The following is a 23,053-nucleotide window of genomic DNA, read 5'->3' as shown; positions in this document are numbered from 1 at the left end:
AAAAACTATAAGCTTAAGAGCTTTGACACTCTCATAAAAGTCAATCTTCTTCGAACATACGGACTTAAAGCCAATGTAAGCCTTTTAATATCTGGTAGGTTTAACTGATCCATTGATACTATACAGCCTGCTTTCTTTAGTCTGCTTTCCATTGCACCTGCTTTTGGAAGCTTATTAAGCTCTAAGGCAATAGCTTTAAAACTCTGCTCTAATTTGCTAAGCTCAATAGATTTCAATAGACTTTCTCCATTCTCAGCTAGAACTTCTTCATATAAGCCCTTCTTTCCAAAGGTATCTTTAAGAAGTTCCAATTCTAGTTCTGAGTTGTCAATTACTCTACATTTATTACTTTCCATAGCTTCTAAGATCTCGCCATACTTCTCCAAGCTTAAGATTAAACCTACAGAAACTTTTTCACCATGAAGTGCATCGATAGGTTCATTTATTACTCCCATTTCCCACAGGTGAGATATATGATGTTCTGCACCAGAAGCAGGTCTAGAATTACCAATCATCTGCATTGCTAGTCCAGAAAGGATCAATGCATACATAAGTTTTTCCATAGACTTCTCATGTCCTAGCTTGATTTTATCTAATATGCTTTCTACTTCTTTAACTGCTTCCATTTCTAAGTCATATATACTTTCACAGAAATATTCATTAGTAAGAATATTAGATATTTTCCAATCGGCTAAAGCGGTGTACTTTCCCATCAAATCTGATATGCCAGAGGCAGTAAGTCTATAAGGTGCTTTGCTAAAAATGTCTGTGTCTGCTAGTACATATATTGGGGCCTTAGAAGAAAAAGTCTTTTTCATTCCATTCCAAGTCATAGCAGCAACTGTTGATACAAAGCCATCCACACTTGCTGCAGTAGGAACAGAAATAAATGGTATACTCCTCTCAAAGGCTACGTACCTAGTCAGATCGTGAATAGTCCCTGAACCAACAGCAATAAATATATCAGCTTTAGCTTCTATCTTACTAGACAATTTTTCTACATTGTCATTGTCAGCATGTATATTTTCTCCTGTAAGCTCAATCACCTTGTATTGGCTAAAATATTCGTAAAGCGCCTCTTCTGAAGCTCTTTTAGTATTAGCATCACATACAAAAACTGGATTTTTATACTCTCTCAAAAGCTCCTTTAAGTATCTAGTTGCTTTAGCTTCAATATATATTGCTTTAACCGAAATGTTATGAGGTCGTCCACAACTACAAGTACCTAAAAAACGTTCTAAATCTACCTTCATTTTACCCTTCCCCCATATTTATAAATTTTCTTCTCATATCTTCAAATTATATAACACTTGTAATAAAGTTTATATTGTCAGCTTCTGTTGGAAAAACAGATAAACTTTTAAAATTAAAAGCTTAAATAATTTTTAATAGATTTACATTTAGGTATCTATTTAGTAGAATCTACCTACAATAAACTTAGCATCTCCTCCATGTTATCTATAGCGAAATCATAACCTTCCACATTGCCAAAACCATATTTTGCATAAACAAACGGAACTTTAGCAACTAAAGTGGCCTCATAATCTCCTTGGGTATCTCCTATATAGACAACATCCTCTAAATGATTTCTTTCCACCACAAGTTTTATGTTCTCACCTTTGCTTTTACCGGTATTTCCAAAGCACTCATGATCCTGTATATAATGTTCTATACCTGTTTTTCTCATAAAAAGTTCTATGTATCCACACTGACAATTACTAACAATATAGAGATTACACTCTTTTGACAGCTTTTCTATAGTTTCTCTAACCTTAGGAAACAGAAGATTCTCTTTATTATACTCTAAAAATTCATGCTCACATTCACAACACTTCTTTAATAGTTCTTTTTTCTTATCCTCATTGGCATCAAAGAATAAGTTATTTGCTATAACATCCATAGTCTTTCCGAATTCTTTCTTTAATACCTGGGAGGTTATCACTGCCTTAGTTCCACCAACCACTTCAATAGCTTTGTTCCAAGCCCTAGCTACAACCTCTGTTGTATCCCACAGTGTACCGTCAACATCAAAAATTATGTTTTTTATCATATAAACCTCCTTCATTTTTATTATTTATGAGAGTATAATATTAAATAATGCTCATATGGTCAATACTTGGCGTTAATTATGACAAATAACCATCAATGAGCATCTCAAATGAGAAAAGGAGCACCTTAAATGAGCATTTTACAAAGAGAAAAAGAAATCCTTGATATATTAAAAGAAAATAATTACGCAACAGTGGAGTATCTATCAGAAAAACTTTTTATTAGTCCATCCAGTATAAGAAGGGATTTAACTAAACTTGAAAATAAAGGGCTAGTAAAAAGAAGTCATGGAGGGGTATCTCTTCTTTCTGCACAGCCTGGTACTGCACCTTTTGCCATGAGAATACAAGAAAATAAACGCGAAAAAATTACTATAGTGAGAATGGCATCAAAATTAATAAAGCCTGGTTCATCCATATTCATCGACAGCTCTACTACAGCTCTTAATTTTTCTGCTTTTTTAACTTCTGATATGAACCTTACTGTATTTACAAATAATATCAGCTTAGCCCATCTACTTGCCTCAAAGCATATTACTACCTATTGTGTAGGAGGATTAGTTTCAGACTGTAATGATGTAATAACCACTGGATCTTTTGCACTAGAAATGCTAAGCAATATATATGTTGATATGCTATTCTTCACTTCTGCTGCCTTATCAGAAGAAGGAGTTATCACAGATACAAACGAAAATGAGACAACAATACGTAAAATGATGCTATCTCATTCAAAGAAAAAAATATTTTTATGTCCATTCAGTCGTTTTGAATCTATTGCTCCATATAAGGTTGCTACAGTAGCAGACCTTGATTACTTAATTTCAGAAAAAAAACCTTCAGATTCCTTTATGAAGAAATTTTCTTATATAAATTACCTATATTGATGGATAGGTTACCTATATGAATGTATTTAGAAAATACTGTTACTTATAATATATTATTCCAAATCAGATTTTAATGTAGAATAAACTGCAAGATCATAAAAATTGCCATGCTTATCCACTTTTACCTGTCTTAAAATACCTTCAAATTTCATTCCTGCTTTTTTCATAACCATTCCAGATGCTATATTAAGTGTGTTGTGTCTTGCCTCTATCCTGTTCATCCCAATATCTTTAAGCATATATATGATGACAGCTCTTAATGCCTCTGTCATAAAGCCCTTTCCCCAAAAACTTCTTCCTATATTATATCCAGGCATACAAGAGGAATATTTTTCATTGATTCCTACTAAAGAAAGCTGACCTATCACTTGTCCAAGTTCCTTTAGTTCGATAGCCCAGTTATAGTAATTAGCTTCATAAGAATTTATCCAACTTTCAACTATTTGCTCAGTCTCACTTATGTTACTATGGGGATTCCAACTTAAGAATTTGCAAACTTCTTCATCAGCGGCCCAATTTCTAAACATATCTTCTGCGTCTTTCATTTCAAATCTACGTAAAATAAGTCTTTCTGTTTCTATCTGCTCTGTCCCCTTATGAATTAACATCTTAATTCCTCCCCTTAAAAAGTATTTTTTTCTATTTTCTACCTACCTTATTTTTTATTATATAGCAAGGGAACTACTAAGTCTATAATTCTCATCTCCAATCAACAGACCACACTAGTGCACATTTAACTTCATAATCATAATTCACTATACAATATAATAACCATCTGTATAATAGTAAAGCTTTCTTTAAAAACAGAAGCCATACATTTAAGGGTAAATTATTACCTTTTATGCATGGCTTCCATCCATCATAAACTTATAAAAATGTATTTTTAACAGTGCTGCTTAAATTGTATAACGTCTAATACACCTTTATATTATCTACATTAGTAATAGACTGATATCTTCCCGCTCTAATGTACATTCCATTTAAAGAACCACTTCCGTTTATTGTAACAGTTCCCTGATAGTAAGTTGTATTATTATCCTTTATTGTAAGTATAACTTTTCCAGTAGTAGTACTTACAACTGCAGTAACATGTACCCATCCGCCTGAAGGAAGAGTTGCAGTCTCCTTGCCATCATTGATTGTCCATGTTGTACTATTTATTGCAGCAAACTTCAAAATATATCCAGATGATATACCATTATTAAGACTATTTCCAGTATAAACATAGTCTTTTCCAGTTAAAGCAAAATCTGTTTCTTGATCGTTTCCAGGTGTAAGTGCGCAGTCAAACTCTACAGTATATGCACCAGTTACAGCCTCATTTAAATTAAAAGTTGAACTTGCCCCTCTAGAGTTCAAAGCACCAGGAGCGAATTTAACGTACTTTCCGTGGTCTGCATCTGTTGCCAATGATAAATTGGACTGAGCATTAGGCGATGTCCACACACTTGATACACTGGTCACATCCTCATAGTTCTGAGTATAAATATATTTTGTAATAGTTGATGGAAGCACAGTTACTTCAAAAGTAAGAGCTTTATCACTATTTTCAATCTTTCCAGTAAGAGTAACTGATACATTTCCAGTTTGCGGTTGTACTACAGTGCCATCTGAAGATATTACCGAAGGATTTGATGATGTCCAAATGATCGTCTTTCCTGCAGCAGTCTTATAAGGTAGCGAAATATGTGCACTTCTTATAACTGTATCGATTAATATCTGCTCAGCACTAACTGTAACATCAAAGTTTTTAGTTAAAACTGTGCTACCATAAGTTACGGTTGCAGTTAGCCTTACCTTTGTATCATAGTCTTGGCAAACAACCTTAGCGTTAGCTCCATTTATAGTTATAGCAGCATTATCTGATGTCCAAGTTATATTGGATCCAAAAAATCCTGTAGTATTTAATTTAAAATCATTATTTAAAGTTGTACTTAAAGAAAGTTTGTCCATGTCAGCTTTGGCTCTTTCAGCTTCAGTTTTTACTATCTTGCTTCCCCAAACTGTCCTATTATCTTTCCCATCTCCTCCAAATACGATTGTTTTGGTATTACTTGTATCATCCATTCTTTGTTCTAGTACTACCCCTTTATATTGGTTTGATCCAATTGTAATTGTTATATAATTATTCGATTCATCATAGGACCATTGTCCAGAGTAAGCTCCTGAAATTGTTCCGTCACTATTTAATTTTTCAACTACACTATCAACATAATCAAACTTATTAGTAACACTTCCTGTGTTTGTATAAGAAAGTCTGTGATAAATAAATTCATAATCTCCTGGAATTTGATTTTTTGCAATTGAAGCTAGAGTTTCACCTTTATATATATAAGGAATTGTTACAAGCCATCCCTCTTGATTCAAAAACATTTGCTGGTTTTTAACCACAAAACCATAGGTTCCATCATTACTTTTGCTATGATATTGCAATAGGATTCTTCCATCAGAAGTAACCATAGCAGAGTTACCTCCATTAGCTGTAGATGCATAATCCATAAAGCTAAATTTGTAGTTATCCATTATTCTTACACCTAGGTTAGTTTGAGGCACACTTGTAGTCAAACTACTATTTCCTGCATAATCTACAAATCCACGATCAGCATATTCTGAACGCATCATTCTCATATTATATCCGCCATATGGATTAAGATTTCCCTGAGAATAAAATAAGAAATAATAATAACCAGTTTGTGAAGTTTTAGTAGTATCCTTTACACAGAAAACATATGGCCCTTCCCCATACTTGTTTGCAATTTTTGTACCAAAGTATGGATCAGCCATAACTTCACTACCTGTTGTCTTATATTCATAATTGTCCTTAGAGCGGCCACCTGTTGAAGGATCTAGTTTTAACACACGAACTCCTCCGTAGCAGGTAAAGGAACCATAAGTCATATATAAGTTCTGATTTTGATCAAAATATGGATGTGGATCTATACAGTCAGGAACCTGAGCTCCACTTGATCTAAAACCATTAGGAAAATAATAATCTCCATACTTAGCTCTTACCTCTGAACTAGTATTCAAGCCTAATACCTTTAATAAATTCGTATTGCCAGCATCCACTTCTGCTGCAGTGTAGTCAGAGCATACTATTGTATCCTTATACTTAAATCCTTCTTCTGGATTGTTTGAAGTACAAAGTACTATAGCAGATTTCCAGGCTCCGTTGCACACAGTTACATACATTAAGTATGGATCATTACCAGCATCTTTTGCCGCTTTACTATAGGTCACATCTATAGCCCATATGCCTTGTGGATCGGCTTTTTGGCCTGAGATAATCTTTGATATATCATCCTCTGAATAAGAGAAAAGCCACTTATAAATATCCCTAAATTCATCTACATACCACTTGTCAAAAAGGTTATTTCCCTGCTTATAGCTTAGCTGTGAATTAGCTATATAGTTCCAAGATACCGCATCATTAGACTTTGCTGCTATAATATGAGTTCCATAAGAATAGTACCTTCCAGACACAGGGTCCTGAAATATAGATGGATCATGAATTCCTACATTTGATATTTTGTTTACTGTTTCCACATCTGGATTAGGATTTATCGTAATATCTACTGATTCTTTAAGCTGATTTCCATCTCTATCAGGCTCAGCTGCTATGGCAGTAATGGTAACCACTCCTGTTATACCATTAGTATTAGCTTTTACAACCCCCTTTGAGTCAATGGTAGCTAAAGAAGTATCGCTACTCTTAAAGCTGTAGGAGGTATCCGTTGCATTAGATGGCAATACCTTTGCAAGTACACTTGTTGTATCCCCATTTTTAATCACTCTGTTGTCACATTCCAAACTTATACGTTTAGGATTAACAAAATCTCTAACCTTGATGGAAACATGTTTTATTATAGGCCTGCCATTTTTCTTTAACCCATTGGTAGTAACTTCAACCTTTGCGGTTCCACTAGCCTTTGCTTTAACTTGTCCATTGCTATCAACAGTAACTACATTAAGATCAGAAGACTTATAATTTACTTTTTGATCTGCATTTTCAGGCTCAACCTTTGTCCCAATGCTAAGTGTTCCAAATTCTTCTGGCCCTCCAATATAAAGATTTTTGTCTTCAATATTCACGCTCAAATCGTTTACATAACAGTCGATAGAATTTGATCTAACTTCTGCATATGCAGTAATTTGCACTTCTGTTAAAACAGTAACTACAGAAAGTGCAACAACCATAATTCTCTTTATGATTGTTCTTTTCATAAAATATCCCCCTTCTTTTTAATATTATCCACCAATATGGAATCTCCCCCGTCCAATTTATCCATACAATTCCAAATATTGGTACGCACATATCATTATACAACAGCTCATTATTTTCCTCAACGCTCTATGGAATATTTTGTATATTACTCCAAAGCAATACCTTTCTTTGAAGTTATAAAATATAAATATTTACTTTTTAAATTCTCTACTTCTTCAATGACTTTTTTATGCACATCTGACTTTGCAATTAATATTAGAAAAACATGCAAATAAATAGTAGGCCACTGAAAAACTTTAGCTTTTCAGTTGCCTCATAAATAGGTGGTATTTTTTATTATTTGTCCTAAAAACTAAGCTAAGCCCATGATACTTCTAGGTTTAGCTTATTGAGTTTTTTATACTTTCAACTTAAAGCACAAAATTTTCATCATACTTTTTATATAAGCTCTTTAAGTTCTCTAGCAGCTTTTGTAATGTCTTCCTTAGATAATATATCAGAAATCACAGCTATTCCTTCTATATTTGCTGGTTTTAAAAGGGAAACATTTTTAGAAGAAATTCCACCTATAGCTACTACAGGAATTGAAACTGTTTCTTTTATTTTCTTAAGAACTTCAATAGAGACTGACTTAGCATCATCCTTTGAACTTGTTGGAAATATAGCTCCAACTCCAATGTAATCTGCTCCATCTTTCTCTGCTTGTATAGCTTCTTCTAAAGTAGAAACAGATACTCCAACTACCTTCTCTTCACCTATTATCTTTCTTGTGACAGTACACGGCATATCATCTTGTCCAACATGAATACCCTCTGCATCCACAGATAAAGCTATATCAATTCTATCGTTTATAATCAAAGGAATATTATGTTTCCTTGTTATAGCTTTTACCTCTAAAGCCACCTTATGAAAGTCTAAAGTACTTATATCCTTTTCCCTTAGCTGAACCAAGGTTACACCACCTCTTATAGCAGCCTCTACCGATTCAGCTAAGTCTCTTCCTTTTAAAACTCCTCTATCTGTAACTAGGTATAGTTTGTAGTCAATGTTACTCTTCATTTATCTTTCCTCTTTCGATTATTGTTTTATCATCTAAATTATAAACAGCATCTATAATCTTAGATTTTAGTGTGCCTGTTCCTTCTTTAGTCTTATCTAAATTGTCATAAGCTACCTCTCCAGCAATACTCATAGAAGTAATACCTGCTAATGCAGCCACTAGCTTGTCATCTACAGAGCCTAAATAAGAACCTATTAGTGAGGTACACATACAGCCTGTACCAGTAATTTTAGCCATAATCTTATGTCCATTGTGTGCAGTATACACTTTGCTTCCATCAGTTATAATATCTACAGCTCCAGTTATCGCAACTACTGTACCTAATTTCTTAGCAAAATCCTTTGCAATTTCCTTGGCAATGGTAAATTCATCTGCATTGTCATCTATTATTTCACCTGAATCAACACCTTTAGTTTGCACCTTTATTCCATACAAGGTTTTTATTTCTGACAAATTTCCTCTAACAACCGCCAACTTAACTTCATCTATTATTTTTTTAGCAACTTCTGTTCTATAAGAAGTTGCTCCAGCTCCAACAGGATCTAGTATTACAGGAATATTCAACTTATTAGCTCTTTTGCCTCCCTCAATCATTGCCTCTACTGTTCTGCTATTTAAAGTACCTATATTTATTACGAAAGCTGAGGCTAATGAAACCATATCACAAACCTCATTGATATCATCTGCCATAACTGGTGATCCACCCAATGCTAAGGTTATGTTTGCACAGTCATTTACTGTAACGTAGTTTGTTATATGATGTACCAAAGGGTTTCTTTCTCTTACACTCTTCAAAGCCTCTGCTATTTTTTTATTTATTTCCATAATATAATCTACCTCCAAGTTGATTAATTCTTATATTGTAATCTTTTTACCCATCTGCCTTTCCCAAATTATATGATGAAAATCTGGCAGAAGAATAAGTTTTCTTTTTTACTGCTTCCCCTAAGTAACTGTTATAGGTCTTTCAAATTCCTAGCTCTACATAGCAAAAATCCTAAACCTGGTCTAGACAGTAAAAAAGCACAAATCCATAGGATTTGTGCTTAAATAATCTTTCAGATAAACAACTTCCTACGCTGGCATTATCCAGTTCAGGTTTTAGGGTCAAAGATTTAAGGATCTTAATCTCAGTTGGCCTATCCAACACCCCTGTGTTATGTAAATATTTAAATTATAGAGTTATAATATCATAAGTACTAACTTCAAGCAAGTAAGGTATTAACCAGCAATTTCTGCTGAATCGAACTCACCATTAATATTTCCTGTAACGATTATGCAATGTCCCCAGAACATATCTCCATCAAAGAAAAACATATCAAATTTTCCCTCTGGGTATACTGTTATACTTTCCAGCTCCATGAAATTAACAAACATTTCCTCTGTTATTTCATCTATCTTAGCTTCATCATTATCCTGAAGCCATTCGTTTGCTAAATCAAGTAGTTTTTCTGCTGCATAGCTCCTTATCTTATTATCCCAATTCTTTTGATCTTTAAAAAGTACGCGAGCAGTTTCTAAAGAGGCTTCCATATTATCTTCCTCATCTAAATCAAAGCTTAAGCTACCCTCTTCTCCAGCCCACTGAATTTCCTTTTCAAATATTTTTACACTCTTATTCAGTTCAAACTGGCCTAGCAATTCATCATTATAAAAAACAGGTTTCATTGATTCCTCAAGTATTTTTTCAAGTTCTTCATCTTTAGTACTTTGAGATGCAACCCCAATTAACATCATAGAACTCTTCCCTCTTCTTACCTTTAGACTAACAATACTATTAGGCCTTATAATATCTCTTGATTTTGTAAGTTCTTCATCATCAACTAACCAGCATAGCCTTACTTCTTCATCATTGACTTGTTTTGAGGCTTCTAAGTCTCTCCATGCGATAATATTTATAGAAGCTTCCCATAATACAGCCCCGCCAGCCTTACCTGCCCCAACTCCAGACGGTCCTGTGATAGCAACTATATCCATTACTTCATCTTCAAATCTATCTTCAAACCTTTTAATTTCACTATTCTTACTCATATTATTTCTCCCACTTTATGCTTTTATTATCTAAAGAATCTCCTCAAAAAAACTCTCTCACGTTTATTAATTAGCCTCTGTTTATGAAGTAGTTCTGTACAAAATTCTATACGAGCGATCAACTACCTTAAGCCCATTAAAGCATATACTTACTAACCTATTATATTTTCAACATAGTGCTTTAACAGTATACAACTTTATTGCTAATCATACTCTCTGCCTATGTAGTCTGAATACCGATCCCTTAGTTTTATAAACCTTTCATCTGCAAAGAACTTGCTTAACATTTCTTCTTCAAGAAAATTGTTTATCATTAAGGGATTATATTCTAATTCTCTTTCAAACACTTCGTATAATCTAGACTTATTATTGGCTTTCGCCAAGGAAATGCAAGCTCTATATAGTGCACCTCCATCCTCATTGTCCAGTTCATAGGCCTTTAAAAAAGCCTCAGCTGCATCATTATGTTGTTCCAATCCCTCTAAGCATACTCCATAATTAAAGTGGCTGGTACTTATATTAGGACTCCTACTTATAATTTCTTTTATAATAGGCAAAGCCTTAGAATAATTACCTTCATCCATTAGTCTTAAGAATCTTGCTACAATATTCTCTTCTTCTTTTTTCTTAAATATATTAAACATGATTTCTCCTAATATTATATTATTTTACATCCTCTCAGGCACTTCAATAGCGAGCAGAGAACAACAAGTTTCTAAAACTCCTTTTATTAGACTTAGTAAACTTAGCCAAGAGGCTTGAAGTTCTAAATTCTGTTCTGTTAATATCTTATTCTCTTGATAAAACTTATTAAATAAGTTGGAGAGTTCAAACATATATTCACATAGCTTATGCGTAACTTTTTCATCGAAGCTAGTTTCTACTATATCACTAAACAAGCTAAGTTTCAGCATTATATCTCTTTCTGTATTGCTTTTAGGCTTAGCAATATTTGAAGAGACAAGTAACTTTCTTTCAGCAGCTTTTCTTAGGATGGATTTCATCCTAACAATTGTATATAGAATATAAGGACCAGTCTTTCCTTCAAAGGAGGTGAATTTATCTATATCAAAAATATAATCTTTATTAATCTGATTTGATAAATCTCCATATTTTAGAGAGGATAAGCCTACTATCCTTGAAATATTCTCTATCTCATCTATGGCAAGATCAGCATTATTCAAGGTTATCTTTTCTTTAACCTTCAGTTGTACTTGCTTTACAAGCTCTTCAAGCCTCATGGTTCCTCCGTCTCTTGTCTTAAAAGGCTTGCCATCTTTACCATTCATAGTTCCATAACCTATAAATTGAAGCTTTAAATCTTCCCCTGCTATTCCTGTTTTTTTAGCACATCTAAACACTTGCTCGAAATGTAGACTTTGTCTCTTATCTACAACATACATAATTAAATCTGGTTTATAAAGATTTACCCTCTCGTGAATAGTAGCTAAATCTGTAGTACTATATAATACAGCACCATCTGACTTAAGAAGTATAAATGGTGGTATTGGCTTTTTATCCTCTGGTTCTGCCACATCTATGATTAAGGCGCCTTCGCTTTCATATGCATAATTATTCTCTTTTAAGTAAGTTATAAGCTTATCTATATATTGATTACAATCACTTTCGCCCTTCCATAAATCAAACTCTACGTTTAGATTGCCATAGTTTTTCTTCAAATCCTCAGTTGATATCCTTAAAATATGTTTCCATAAAGCTACATATCCTCTCTTTCCATTCTGTAGATGAAAGGTAGCCGTTTTGGCTTCTTCCATAAATGCACTATCTTCTTTAGCTTTTTTGCTGGCAGTAGGATATATTTCTTCAAGATCAGATATGGTAAATGGTGCTTCGCTTGGGTATTCATCAAGTTCTTCATCAGAAAAATACGGCAAGTTAGGTTTTCTTCTCTTAATCTCACTTATTACCATACCCATTGGAAGCCCCCAATCACCCAAATGGACATCACCTATAACTTCATTGCCAAGGAATCTTCCCATTCGTTTCAAGGCTTCTCCTATTATTGCAGTTCTTAAATGTCCTACATGAAGGGGTTTTGAGATATTGGCGCCGCCGTAATCTATAATTATCTTATTAGGGTTATCTGTAATTGCTACGCCATAGGAATTGCTAGAATTAAGCTTATTAATGTATTCAGAAATAAACTCATCCTTTAAATTTATATTTATAAAGCCTGGATTTACTAGAGTAACTTCACTAAAAATCTCACTAGCTTTAAGTTTTTCTATAACTTCACTAGCAATATCACTCGGTTTTTTCTTATAAACTTTCCCAGCGCCCATTGCGCCGTTGCACTGGTATTGGCACAAATCAGGACGATTTGATACTGTAACCTTTCCATAGCAGCTATCATATCCACTCTCTAGAAAAGCCTTCTCTACTATGTTGGTTACAATTTTTAGAATTTTATTCATCTTAACTCCCCCATATAATTAATTAAATTACTAAAATTGATTTTCCGCCCATCTTCCTTTTCTGAACCTACGTGAAGAAATTCTGGCAGGTAACACAATTTTTTATTATTTCTCCTACATATTCATCTAAACCGTCTAAAATTACTTATCCAAGACTATATCTAAAATGTAGTCTTATTTACTCTTTTTCCTAACTATCTATTTTAACCCTTTGATATCAATAGAGAATGTAAAAAACAACAATATACCAAAGGATAATTTAGTTAGGAAAAAACTTTATACTGCTCTAAACAATAAAAAAATCCCCGTCTCCTATAAAGAGACGGGGATACCGTGGTACCACTCTTTTTGATTAACATATTAATGAAATTTATCTTAATATATAAATGTATGGCTATAAGAAAACAATCCCTTAGTATTAGGAAATCTATCTCTTAAGCTATACAGCCTTTTAATCCACTTGAAACCATAACGCAGTCAGCGGCCATCCCTACTTAATTCAGGCGGCATCTCAGAGGCTCTCTTCTTTCTTTATTATTTGCAAAGCTCTCATCAACCTTTGCTCGCTGTAAAACTCATAAAAAAATACTCTTCTCTTCATCGATTTTTAGTATGTGATTTACATATTAACAAATTAAATGTATCTTTTCAACATCTTTTCTGAAAAAATTTACTTTTTTGTGTTATTGTACCTTCCACAGCGCTGGTACAGCTGATGGTTCCCATCCTATTTGTGAAGTATGACTTTGAAGGCATACATAAGTTAGTCCATTATAAGTTACTAAGGTTCCTGCTGCATAATAGGTATTAGGCGCCCAAGCAGTAACCCCATTAGAAGTTTGAGTTTTAGCTGATACATAACTACTCCATGCACTGGCCCCAGCAGAATTTATAGCTCTAACTCTATAAGAATGTGTGGAGCCAGCAGTTAACCCCTTATGCGCATAAGGACTATTTACGTTAGTTATCACAGTACCATCTATTTCGATATCATAGCTAGTTGCATTTGATACTGAATTCCAAGTTACATTAATTTGTGAAGCACCTAAAGCTGTTGCACTTACTAATTCTGGCACCACTGGTGCTGTTGGACTTACTGTACTGCCTATACCAAGCTTACTGGATATAGTATTGGTTAGAGGCAAGCCGCTTGAATCATCAGATATATCCCAGGCAATTATTCCTCCAAAGCCATTATTTATAACATAATCACATCTTGCTGCTGCTGATATAGTATCTTCATAGGTATACATTACTCCTAATGTAGAATTATATAACCATGGAACTTTAGAATAACTATCTCTATACTTCACATAGCCAGCAGTGTTTTCTAACTGAAGCATTTGACCATAAGAGTTTTGTCCACCTGGGTTACTAGGATCATCAAGATTACCTACAGGAGCACCGCTTGCTTTTGCAAACAAGCCATTTGTTCCAGTAGTCTTATCAACATTTTTCCAGCCTCTTGAGTAGAATGGTGAACCAGCATTTAATTTGTTTGCTGGCACATGATATTTGTTAACAAAGTATTTCATTATATAATCTGTGTTATACTTGTTCTTAATATCTACAGGGGTTGTAGGTGATGGATCATTGGGATTAGCATAAATAGCTGATTGATGATTAGTAGTGTTTTCAAATGCTCCATGGATATCATAGGTCATGACATTTATCCAATCTAAATATTGACTATATTGATCAGGCTGAGTCAAGTCCACCTTGTCATATCCTCCTGGAGCAGCTATAGTTAATAACTTGCCTGATAGTCCGCTACTATTGTAAGCTTGCCTAATTTCTTGCATTAAAACTGTATAGTTTTGCTTATCCTCAGGTCCACCTGGGCATCCCCTGTCATATTGATCATTTGGGTCCTTAGCCCTATTAACTCCTGGATACTCCCAGTCTATATCTATACCATCTATAAATGGATATTGCTTTAAAAAGGAAATTATACTACTAATAAATGTTGCTCTATTAGCGGATGAACTTGCCATAGCGTGGAAATTTTCTCCCCTTGTCCAACCACCAATTGAAACGAGAAGCTTTACATTTGGATATAGCGATTTGTAGTATTTATATTCTCCAAAATGTCCTCTTAATTCACCAGGATTCCATCCACCAGAGTGTGGAAAAGCCGCTTGATAATCAGCATATTCATCAGTACTTGCTATTTTATAACTTGAATCTACAGTAAAGAAAGCATGATTTACAACTGTAACCTTATCCCAAGGAATATTATCAACAGACATACTATTGTGTGCAGCATTGTACATAGCCCAATTGGGAAAATAAACAACAAATCTTTTAGTATCAGTAGCTTGTGTAGTCAACCTAGTATTAGTAGTAGCTGAAACCTTCCCCCCTGTTAAGGTAGGAATAGCAATAGATAAAGAAACAGCAATTGAAATAATCTTCTTTATAGATATTTTCCTCATACTTTAACTCCTTTCGATTATCATCTATTATTGTACTAACCAAAGTGCAGGTACTACCGGTGGCTCCCAACCTATCTGCGAAGTATGACTTTGTCTGCAAATATAAGTTACTCCATTATAGGTAACCAAGGTTCCAACTCCATAGTAAGTATTGGGTGCCCAAGCTGTTATACCAGTTGAGGTTTGTGTTTTTGCTGATACTGATGCACTCCATGCACTAACTCCCACTGAATTTACAGCTCTTACTCTGTAGGCATGAGTGGAACCTGCAGGTAAATTCACATGTAGATATGGACTTGAAACATTAGATGTTATAGTTCCATCTATTTCGAGATCATAGCTACTTGCATTTGCCACTGCGTTCCAAGAAATTTTAATTTGTGATGTGCTCGTAGCAGAGGCTGTTAATCCAGTTGGCACTGCTGGTAATGTAGTTGTAGTTAATGTCTTTGCAGATATAGCAGTACTCCATGCACTTGCGCCAACTGAGTTTACTGCTCTTACTCTGTAAGTATGAGAAGAACCTGAGGCTAAATTTTTGTGTTCATAAGGACTTGTAATGTTTGTTAATAGACTTCCATCTACTTCAAGATCGTAGCTAGTTGCATTTCCTACCGTATTCCAAGAAACATTTATTTGAGATGTGCTTGCTGCTACCGCTGCTAATCCGTTTGGTGCTGTTGGTGCAACGGGATTCGTAGTCAATCCATCAAGATAGGTACGATAGTTATTAGTAAATTCGTATCCAGTATATGCGTCCCAATTTATTGACCAAGCCATTAAGCCTCTGAAGTTAGCATATCCTTGAGAATTGGAAAGTTTGTAGGTTCCACCGTAAGATTGTCCTTTAATTAAGTAATCAAGAGCTTTTTTCATTTCTGTAGGATTTATATATCCTCCGCTTGGTGCTGCCCCTGAACTTGCAGGCAGTCCAATCATTACTTGCTCCTGTCTTAACGCTGGGAATACGTTACTTGAATTTCCTGCCACTGGGAAGCCATGCAGTAACATTTCTGCTAAAGCTACTTCAAAGTCCGCAGTTCCCTGAGTATATACTTTACCATCCAATCCATAGCAGGAGCCTGAATTATAATGCTGCACATGTATATAGGTTAATATATCTTTTACTCCATATATAACTGGAAGATATGCTCCCCATATACCACCATAAGTTCCGAAGCCACCCTGAACATAAGCAGTTTCTGGCGCCATGCTTACAATAAAATTAGAGCCGTAGTGATTGTATATCTCTTTAATTGCTGCTATTAAATTTACTATCTGCGGTGTGGTTGGATTTTTAAAGTCACTATCCCCATTATTTAGAGACATACCAGTTTCAAGATCTATATCGATTCCATTAAAACCATATTTATCGATTATAGATATCATAGAATTAACGAATCTAGTTTTTGCAGCGCTATCAGGTAATAGCACTACTCCATTTTGCCCCCCAATTGAAAGTACTACTTTCTTTCCTATACTGTTCAAATAAGCAATGTCTGACTTAAAGTCTGAGTCAGTTCCTGTAACTGGTTCAAAAGTCATGGTACTGTTGTCACCAGCTGAACTTGCAAAAGCAACATTTACGACGTCCCATTTTGTAGATACATTCTTAAGCCTTATTATGCCTGTACTATTGTCAAAATTATGCCAATAACCTACAAGAAGTCTACTGTTAAGAACTGGTGCTGCAGAACTACTAAAGGATGGTAACGCTAATAGAGTAATTACCATTACCGCAAGAAGTGTTGAGATTAGTTTAAGCTTTCTTTTCATAAAAAAACTCCTTTCAAATTTTTATTTATGTCATTTTTAGAAAGTACTTTTTAATGAAATTTTTTAGCTAACAAATTTACAGGGTTGTACACTACAGAATGTAATTTTTAAATATCGCTTAAATTTGGTGTATATGTATAGATGTATATACCAGATGAGGTTTAAAAGATTAGGAATTGATTTCTATATATAAGTATAATTCTATTTTAAAAGTGGAAGCTGTATAAATGTTTTGTTTGTTTTTAAGAGTTAAAGTAAAATTTAAGTTGTTTAAAGGATAACTTATAGAAATGTATTTATATGCTACTATTACTTTTATTATACTAGCTTTTTTATAAAATGTTATTTATGGAATTTTTAACTATTTTATATGTTTATTATATAATCTAAATATTATTTTGTAAACACTATTTTCAATTTTAATGTTACTTATATTTATTATCTTAACGACAAAGTTATATTTAAAGTATAAAGCAGTTATTAATCTGAATTTATTAACTCTACAAGACATGTAAAAACACGTTTTTCTCTACTATCCATTTTACAATTAATAGATAATACTACTTTTGAGCTCTTTGCACAAAACCTATTATAGTTCCAAAATAACTTATATATAGATGTACCAGTTTATACTAAAACTTATTTTTCATACTCTACTCTAAGAGCCTATAGAAGCTTTGAAAATATATCTAGCATTGAATTGGTCCATCTATAATAACTAGGAATCACAGCTGTTTATAAAAGTTCCTATATAGAAACTTAAGTTATACAAGCTCGAAAGCATCAGGCTCTGAGAATTTTTGGCATACATAATTTAGTAGTTGTAGTAGCATTTCTATAGAAAGCTTATAGCTGGCCTATCAATCTAATATAAAACTTAACTGTTGTGCCAATAGTACTTACTGGAACCCTCTCATTGTGTCCATGTATCATAGAACGCTCCTCCTTACTTAAAGCCATAGCGGAGAAACGATACACATTTTCACTAATCCTACAATAATGTCTAGAATCACTGCAAGCTACCATTAAGTAAGGAGATACAATTGTGCTTGGCCAGGTCTGTTTAATAGCCTTGCTTAGCTTATCCCAGCTCTCTCCTTCAGTTTTAGAGTAAGGTGATGGATTCATTGCATCCATAACTTCTAGTTCTATATTATCATCACTTATAACCTTCTTTAAATAATCAACTGCTGTTTCTGGAGTATCTTTACCTATGAGTCTTAAGTTTGCAACTACCTTTGCCTGTGGAGCAAGAACATTAGGAGCACTGCTTCCTTCCATCATTGTTGGTGCACAAGTAGTTCTCATCAATGCATTGAGCTCTCCACCTTTTTTCTTACACAGTAAATCTAATAATGGTTTAAAGCACCATAGATTTGCGAAAATAATCTTATATGCAAAGCTAGAATATCTACCAAGCGTCTCAAACATTTCAGCTGCTGGTTTTGTGAATTGTGCCTTAAAGGGATGTTTTTCAATATTTACAACTGCTTTAGCCAAAAGCCCTACAAGAGTATGTGGCGGCGGTGCAGATGCGTGTCCCCCATTTCCTTTGGCTGAAAGTTCTAAGTTCATAGGTCCTTTTTCACCTATACCAATTAAGGCACAAGGTTGCTTAAGTCCTGGAAATACCCCTTCTACAACAGCTCCTCCTTCATCAAGTACTAAAGCTGGCTGTATTCCTCTTCTCTTCAATTCTTCCACGATTGCTGGTGCACTTGGCCCATTTATTTCTTCATCTCCTGAAAAAGCAAGATACACATCATTTTCTGGAATAAAACCTTTCTCTACTAGGTGCTCTACGGATTCCATAACTCCACACAAGGTTCCCTTTGTATCTAGAGTTCCTCTTCCCCAAAGCACTCCATCTTCTATTACTCCTGCAAAAGGTGGCTTTTCCCATTTATCTTCGATAACAGGTACTACATCATAGTGAGACATCAATACAGTTGGATTAAGTGAGGCCTTTCCTATCCATTTTATCAATATGCCTGTATTCCCTACTCTCTCATAAGAACAATTACTAAATACATTAGGGTATAGTTTAGGAAGTAATGCTCTGAATTTATCGAATTCTGCTTCATCTATAAGCTTACTATCATATCTAGACACAGTTTTACAACGTATCATCTCTGCTAGATGTGCTGCAGCCTTATTTTCATCAATGTCCGCAGTGTTATCTTCAACCTTCTCTTGAGTTTTAGGCTTAAACATCATGGCTCTAAATATAATAACAGCAATAAAAATTAATATGAGTGCCAATAAAATCATCAATATATATTTCATTTTTAATCTCCTTTCTTATAGTAGTTAATGTTCTATCAATATCATAGGTCCATTGTGTATTATAACTCACATTTTATTGTCAGACTTTAATAAAGAATATAATATTAAATCAACAACACCGTGACCTTTCCATATGTGTCCTTGACGAATTACGCCTTCTCTTATAAAATTATTCCTTCTTAATACCTCTTGAGATTTTATATTTTCTGGCATAACTAAAGCTTGTATACGGTTAATTCCTAAGTCTTCAAATATGTAATCAGTCATTAGCTTAACGGCTTCTGTAGCGATTCCTTTACCCCAAAATCTGTCGTTCAATCTGTAACCTATAGTTATCATATTCACTTCACTTGAGTAGTCAAACATTTCTGCTATACCAACCACCTTGTTAGGTTCACTATTTAAAGAAATTCCAAGAAATATGCACTTCTTTTTATTAAAATCTCTTTCAAAGTGGGCTATCTTATTGGCAACAGTATTTTTATTATTTGTATGCATTACAGGCGAATGTTGAAAAAGCTTTTCGTTACTATAAATTTCGAAAATACTATCAAGGTCGGAGTCTACGATTTTTCTTAAAGTTATTTTGTCTGATGTAATACTAGGAAACTGTTCAAATGGACTTTTACTCAAAATATCATCCCTTTCTAAAGTTAAATATATAAATTAATGCCTTGCATATATCTATCTTATTAATAAGCTATATTATATATTGCGTGGATAATTTTGTATACAAGTACATTTTATCACCAGCAATTATTTAATACATTAATATATATTAGGTTTTATGATGCTACAAATATATTTTAATATTATTAGTTTTAATTGCTTTATCTCTACAATAAATTGTAAAAAACAGATTAGTTGTATATAAAAATTATATACAAGCCATCACTAATCATTATTTAGAATGTATGGTATAATTATACTCATGTTACTTTTCAAGGTATAATATCTATATACTACTAATAAAAATCTAAATATTTTTATAAAAAAATTATAAAGTCTAAATTCCGTTTCTCAAGCTTAACTACTAATTCAATGAATTTTTATTCTAATTGCTTTTATTTATGTACCATTTCATATTAAAATTTATCTTTTAAATTATCATCTGAATTTCTAGAGGAGTTTTAAAAATTCATTTTTAATAGAAATTGTACATCTTTATCAAAATCGAAAATATAAGTTTGGAGGTAAGATTATATGAAGCTTCAAGGAGTATACGTACCACTCATTACACCTTTTACAGATGACAAGATAGATTTTGAATCCTATAAAAGGCTTATAGATCACTATTTAAGCAAAAATATTAGCGGTTTAATTCCTTTGGGTACTACTGGAGAAAGTCCTACTATTTCAGAGCATGAATACGAGGAAATAATTGAAAAAACTATGGAATATACTGATGGAAAAGTTCCTGTATTTGTTGGTATTGGAGGTAATGATACTAGGAAGGTTGTTAAAAATCTAAAGCTGGCTGAAAAGTATAAGGTTGATGGAATATTATCTGTATGTCCATATTATAGCAGGCCTGACCAAAGAGGTATTTATGAGCACTTTCTAAAGATTTCTGAAGCTACTGATTTAGATATTATTATATATAACATTCCTTATAGAACAGGTAGAAATATTGAAAATGATACTATATATAAATTAGCAGAACTGAAGAATATGATTGGAATAAAAGATTCCTGTGGAGATATAAAGCAGACAACAAACTTACTTTTGAATCCACCTGAAAATTTTTCTATTCTTACTGGCGATGATGCATTATTTTATACAGTTCTTGCCCTTGGAGCTGATGGCGGCATCTTAGCTTCTGCTCATTTAGAAACAGAAAAGTTTGTAGAGGTATACAATGCTGTTAAGGCTAACAATCATAAATTAGCACTTGAAACGTGGAAGGAGTTATATAAGTTTGTTCCTATGTTATTTGAAGAACCTAATCCTGCTCCTCTAAAATATTGTTTAAAAAGAGAAGGTCTTATAAATTCTGATGAGGTAAGACTACCTCTAACAACAATAACTGATGATTTAAAAAATAAACTTAACCAAGCTCTATTTAGAAAATAACGGATTGAAAATAGGCTTTGTTAAAGTACTATGTTGAAATTAAGTTGTCAGTAATCCGATGCTTTAGTGAGCTCGCTGATATAGCAACTCCTTATATAACCACTTAATTTCAACAATATTATTAACTTAGCAAAAAAATTCTTGTTCAAAGGCTTTTAGGTTCTCCAAGTCTTAGAACAAGTATTTTTCTATTGTAAAGAAATTATTATTTTCTATTCTTCCAATTCTGGCTTCTTTAAAAGTCTCATGAATGCAACTATAATACCAGCTATAGCGATTACTGCTCCTACTTTATAGGTGAAACTCATTGAAGTTACAAAAAGTTCTGGATTTCCTGAGGAAAGCGCTGATACATGACTTCCAAGTTTTTCACCCATGTAACTATAAAATATAGCCACAGAGATAGATATACCGCTAGTCATTCCTAGATTTCTAATCAAGGAGTTCATACTTCCAGATATCCCAAGCTTATCTTTAGGCACCGAAGACATAACTCCAGCATTGTTAGGTGATTGAAACAAGCCATAGCCACAACCTAAAATTGTCATACTTATCATTATCGCAAGATATGAAGAATCCAATTTCAAGTAAGACATAGTAAATATTCCGATACAAGTAAAAGCAAGCCCTACAAAGGTTGGAATCCTATATCCTATCCTATCACAAAGAATACCACTGATTGGAGCCATTATAGCTGCAGTAACAGGATAAACCATCATTATAAAGCCAGCTTTCTGTGGTGAAAAGCTTAAAATATGCTGAAGATAAAAAGGTTGTATTATATTTGTAAAATAGATAACACAGTAGGATATAAATGCGCATAATATACCTGCTGAAAAAAATTTATTTTTAAAAAGCCTAAAATCTAGCATAGGTACTTCAGTGTTTATTTCTATAATACAGAAGGTTATAAAGCTTACAATAAATAAAATAAAGCCTATTACAATAGGTGTACTTCTCCACCCAAAAGCTTCTCCATTTAACAGCGAAAGGAACAGTGCTAGTACAGATATTACGAAAGTAATCATTCCCTTAAAATCAAAGTTTTTATTGCTATCTAAAATCTTGTCATGAGGAAGAAGTTTAACTCCTGCCAGGTAAGCGCATACTCCTATAGGTATATTTATTAAAAATATGGACTGCCAATTAAAGCTTCCTACTAAAAAACCACCCAATGGTGGCCCAGCCATTGTTCCAATTGCAACCACAGTACCTAGTATCCCAGTTGCCCTTCCCCTCTCTTTTAATGGAAATATCATGGTGATAATTCCAAAGTTGCAAGCCATCATCATTGAAGCACCTAGCCCTTGTATCAATCTAGCACCAATTAAAAAATACATAGTCTTTGAAAGTGCACATAGTAGCGAACCTACTGAAAATACAAGAAAGCCGTTTTGATATATTATTCTCTTTCCTTTTATATCTGCTAACCTTCCAAACATAAGTACAAGAGTTGATATAACTAAAAGGTAGCTTGTAACTACCCATTGTATTGTACCTAAGTCAACATAAAGCGAAGCTGCCATCTTAGGCAAGGCTACATTTACTATGTTAATATCCAAGGTGGTCATAAATGATCCTACCAGTATTACCACAAGAGTTTTCCATTTATTATCTTTCAATAATAGTACCTCCTTCAATTGTTCAGTACTATAATATTATAATTTTAATAAATTGATACCTTATGTAGACATACTACTTCATTATTAAATTTATCAAGGTAAAACTTGTTAGATTGGTCAAAAGCCTTATTTTCAGTCTAAGGATTGTAATTATGAACCTTTACGCTTTTCTAATTTG

The 23,053-nt window shown here is 33.6% G+C and carries 16 protein-coding genes, 1 riboswitch and 1 other annotated feature; of the genes, 2 read left to right on the top strand and 14 right to left on the bottom strand.

Going from position 1 to position 23,053, the window contains the following annotated elements:
- Positions 1–5: 5 nt before the first annotated feature.
- Positions 6–1,253, bottom strand: coding sequence for a sn-glycerol-1-phosphate dehydrogenase (locus GXK57_RS12015; RefSeq protein ID WP_160676336.1), 1,248 nt, complete (start codon positions 1,251–1,253; stop codon positions 6–8).
- Positions 1,254–1,426: 173 nt separating this feature from the next.
- A complete protein-coding gene (locus GXK57_RS12010) occupies positions 1,427–2,050 on the bottom strand; it encodes an HAD family hydrolase (RefSeq protein WP_160676333.1) in 624 nt (207 codons plus the stop codon).
- Between the two features lie 129 nt (positions 2,051–2,179).
- On the opposite strand from GXK57_RS12010, the gene GXK57_RS12005 reads away from it, so the two are divergent.
- Positions 2,180–2,932: a DeoR/GlpR family DNA-binding transcription regulator gene (locus GXK57_RS12005; RefSeq protein ID WP_160676330.1), complete on the top strand. Its 753-nt coding sequence runs from the start codon at positions 2,180–2,182 to the stop codon at positions 2,930–2,932.
- A 53-nt stretch (positions 2,933–2,985) separates the two neighbouring features.
- Here GXK57_RS12005 and GXK57_RS12000 read toward each other — a convergent pair whose 3' ends face one another.
- From GXK57_RS12000 to GXK57_RS11950, 11 genes are all read right to left on the bottom strand, one after another.
- Entirely contained in the window at positions 2,986–3,540 is a 555-nt protein-coding gene (locus GXK57_RS12000) for a GNAT family N-acetyltransferase (protein ID WP_160676327.1), read from the bottom strand.
- 304 nt (positions 3,541–3,844) lie between these two features.
- A complete protein-coding gene (locus tag GXK57_RS11995) occupies positions 3,845–7,156 on the bottom strand; it encodes an immunoglobulin-like domain-containing protein (protein WP_160676324.1) in 3,312 nt (1,103 codons plus the stop codon).
- A 439-nt stretch (positions 7,157–7,595) separates the two neighbouring features.
- The gene (gene thiE, locus GXK57_RS11990; RefSeq protein WP_160676321.1) at positions 7,596–8,216 is read right to left on the bottom strand and encodes a thiamine phosphate synthase; all 621 of its coding nucleotides are present in this window, start codon (positions 8,214–8,216) and stop codon (positions 7,596–7,598) included.
- The gene (gene thiM, locus GXK57_RS11985) at positions 8,206–9,042 is read right to left on the bottom strand and encodes a hydroxyethylthiazole kinase (protein WP_160676318.1); all 837 of its coding nucleotides are present in this window, start codon (positions 9,040–9,042) and stop codon (positions 8,206–8,208) included. Before thiM ends, thiE begins: the two co-directional genes overlap by 11 nt.
- A 228-nt stretch (positions 9,043–9,270) precedes the next feature.
- A riboswitch (TPP riboswitch) is annotated at positions 9,271–9,381 on the bottom strand.
- Between the two features lie 57 nt (positions 9,382–9,438).
- A complete protein-coding gene (locus GXK57_RS11980; RefSeq protein ID WP_160676315.1) occupies positions 9,439–10,248 on the bottom strand; it encodes a DUF2262 domain-containing protein in 810 nt (269 codons plus the stop codon).
- A 203-nt stretch (positions 10,249–10,451) separates the two neighbouring features.
- Positions 10,452–10,892, bottom strand: a complete 441-nt coding sequence (locus tag GXK57_RS11975; protein ID WP_160676312.1) for a tetratricopeptide repeat protein — start codon at positions 10,890–10,892, stop codon at positions 10,452–10,454.
- 24 nt (positions 10,893–10,916) lie between these two features.
- A complete protein-coding gene (gene argS / locus GXK57_RS11970) occupies positions 10,917–12,683 on the bottom strand; it encodes an arginine--tRNA ligase (protein WP_160676309.1) in 1,767 nt (588 codons plus the stop codon).
- 315 nt (positions 12,684–12,998) lie between these two features.
- Positions 12,999–13,293: a binding site (T-box leader), on the bottom strand.
- A gap of 73 nt (positions 13,294–13,366) precedes the next feature.
- Entirely contained in the window at positions 13,367–15,118 is a 1,752-nt protein-coding gene (locus GXK57_RS11965; protein ID WP_160676306.1) for a glycosyl hydrolase family 18 protein, read from the bottom strand.
- A 27-nt stretch (positions 15,119–15,145) separates the two neighbouring features.
- Positions 15,146–16,894 (bottom strand): glycosyl hydrolase family 18 protein, encoded by a 1,749-nt coding sequence (locus GXK57_RS11960; protein ID WP_160676303.1) that lies wholly within the window; start codon positions 16,892–16,894, stop codon positions 15,146–15,148.
- Positions 16,895–17,740: 846 nt separating this feature from the next.
- Positions 17,741–19,180, bottom strand: a complete 1,440-nt coding sequence (locus GXK57_RS11955) for a M20 family peptidase (protein WP_160676300.1) — start codon at positions 19,178–19,180, stop codon at positions 17,741–17,743.
- Between the two features lie 66 nt (positions 19,181–19,246).
- Positions 19,247–19,813: a GNAT family protein gene (locus GXK57_RS11950; protein WP_160676297.1), complete on the bottom strand. Its 567-nt coding sequence runs from the start codon at positions 19,811–19,813 to the stop codon at positions 19,247–19,249.
- Positions 19,814–20,383: 570 nt separating this feature from the next.
- Between GXK57_RS11950 and dapA the strand changes: the two genes are divergently transcribed.
- A complete protein-coding gene (dapA, locus tag GXK57_RS11945; protein WP_160676294.1) occupies positions 20,384–21,253 on the top strand; it encodes a 4-hydroxy-tetrahydrodipicolinate synthase in 870 nt (289 codons plus the stop codon).
- 212 nt (positions 21,254–21,465) lie between these two features.
- Here the strand turns inward: dapA and GXK57_RS11940 are convergent, their stop codons facing one another.
- Positions 21,466–22,875, bottom strand: a complete 1,410-nt coding sequence (locus tag GXK57_RS11940; RefSeq protein ID WP_160676291.1) for an MFS transporter — start codon at positions 22,873–22,875, stop codon at positions 21,466–21,468.
- Positions 22,876–23,053 lie beyond the last annotated feature (178 nt).

The sequence above is a fragment of the Clostridium sp. C8-1-8 genome, from assembly GCF_009928445.1.
Taxonomy (GTDB): Bacteria; Bacillota; Clostridia; order Clostridiales; family Clostridiaceae; genus Clostridium_AR.
The sequence above is the reverse complement of the archived record's forward strand: the minus strand, read 5'-3'. Positions and strand labels throughout refer to the sequence as shown.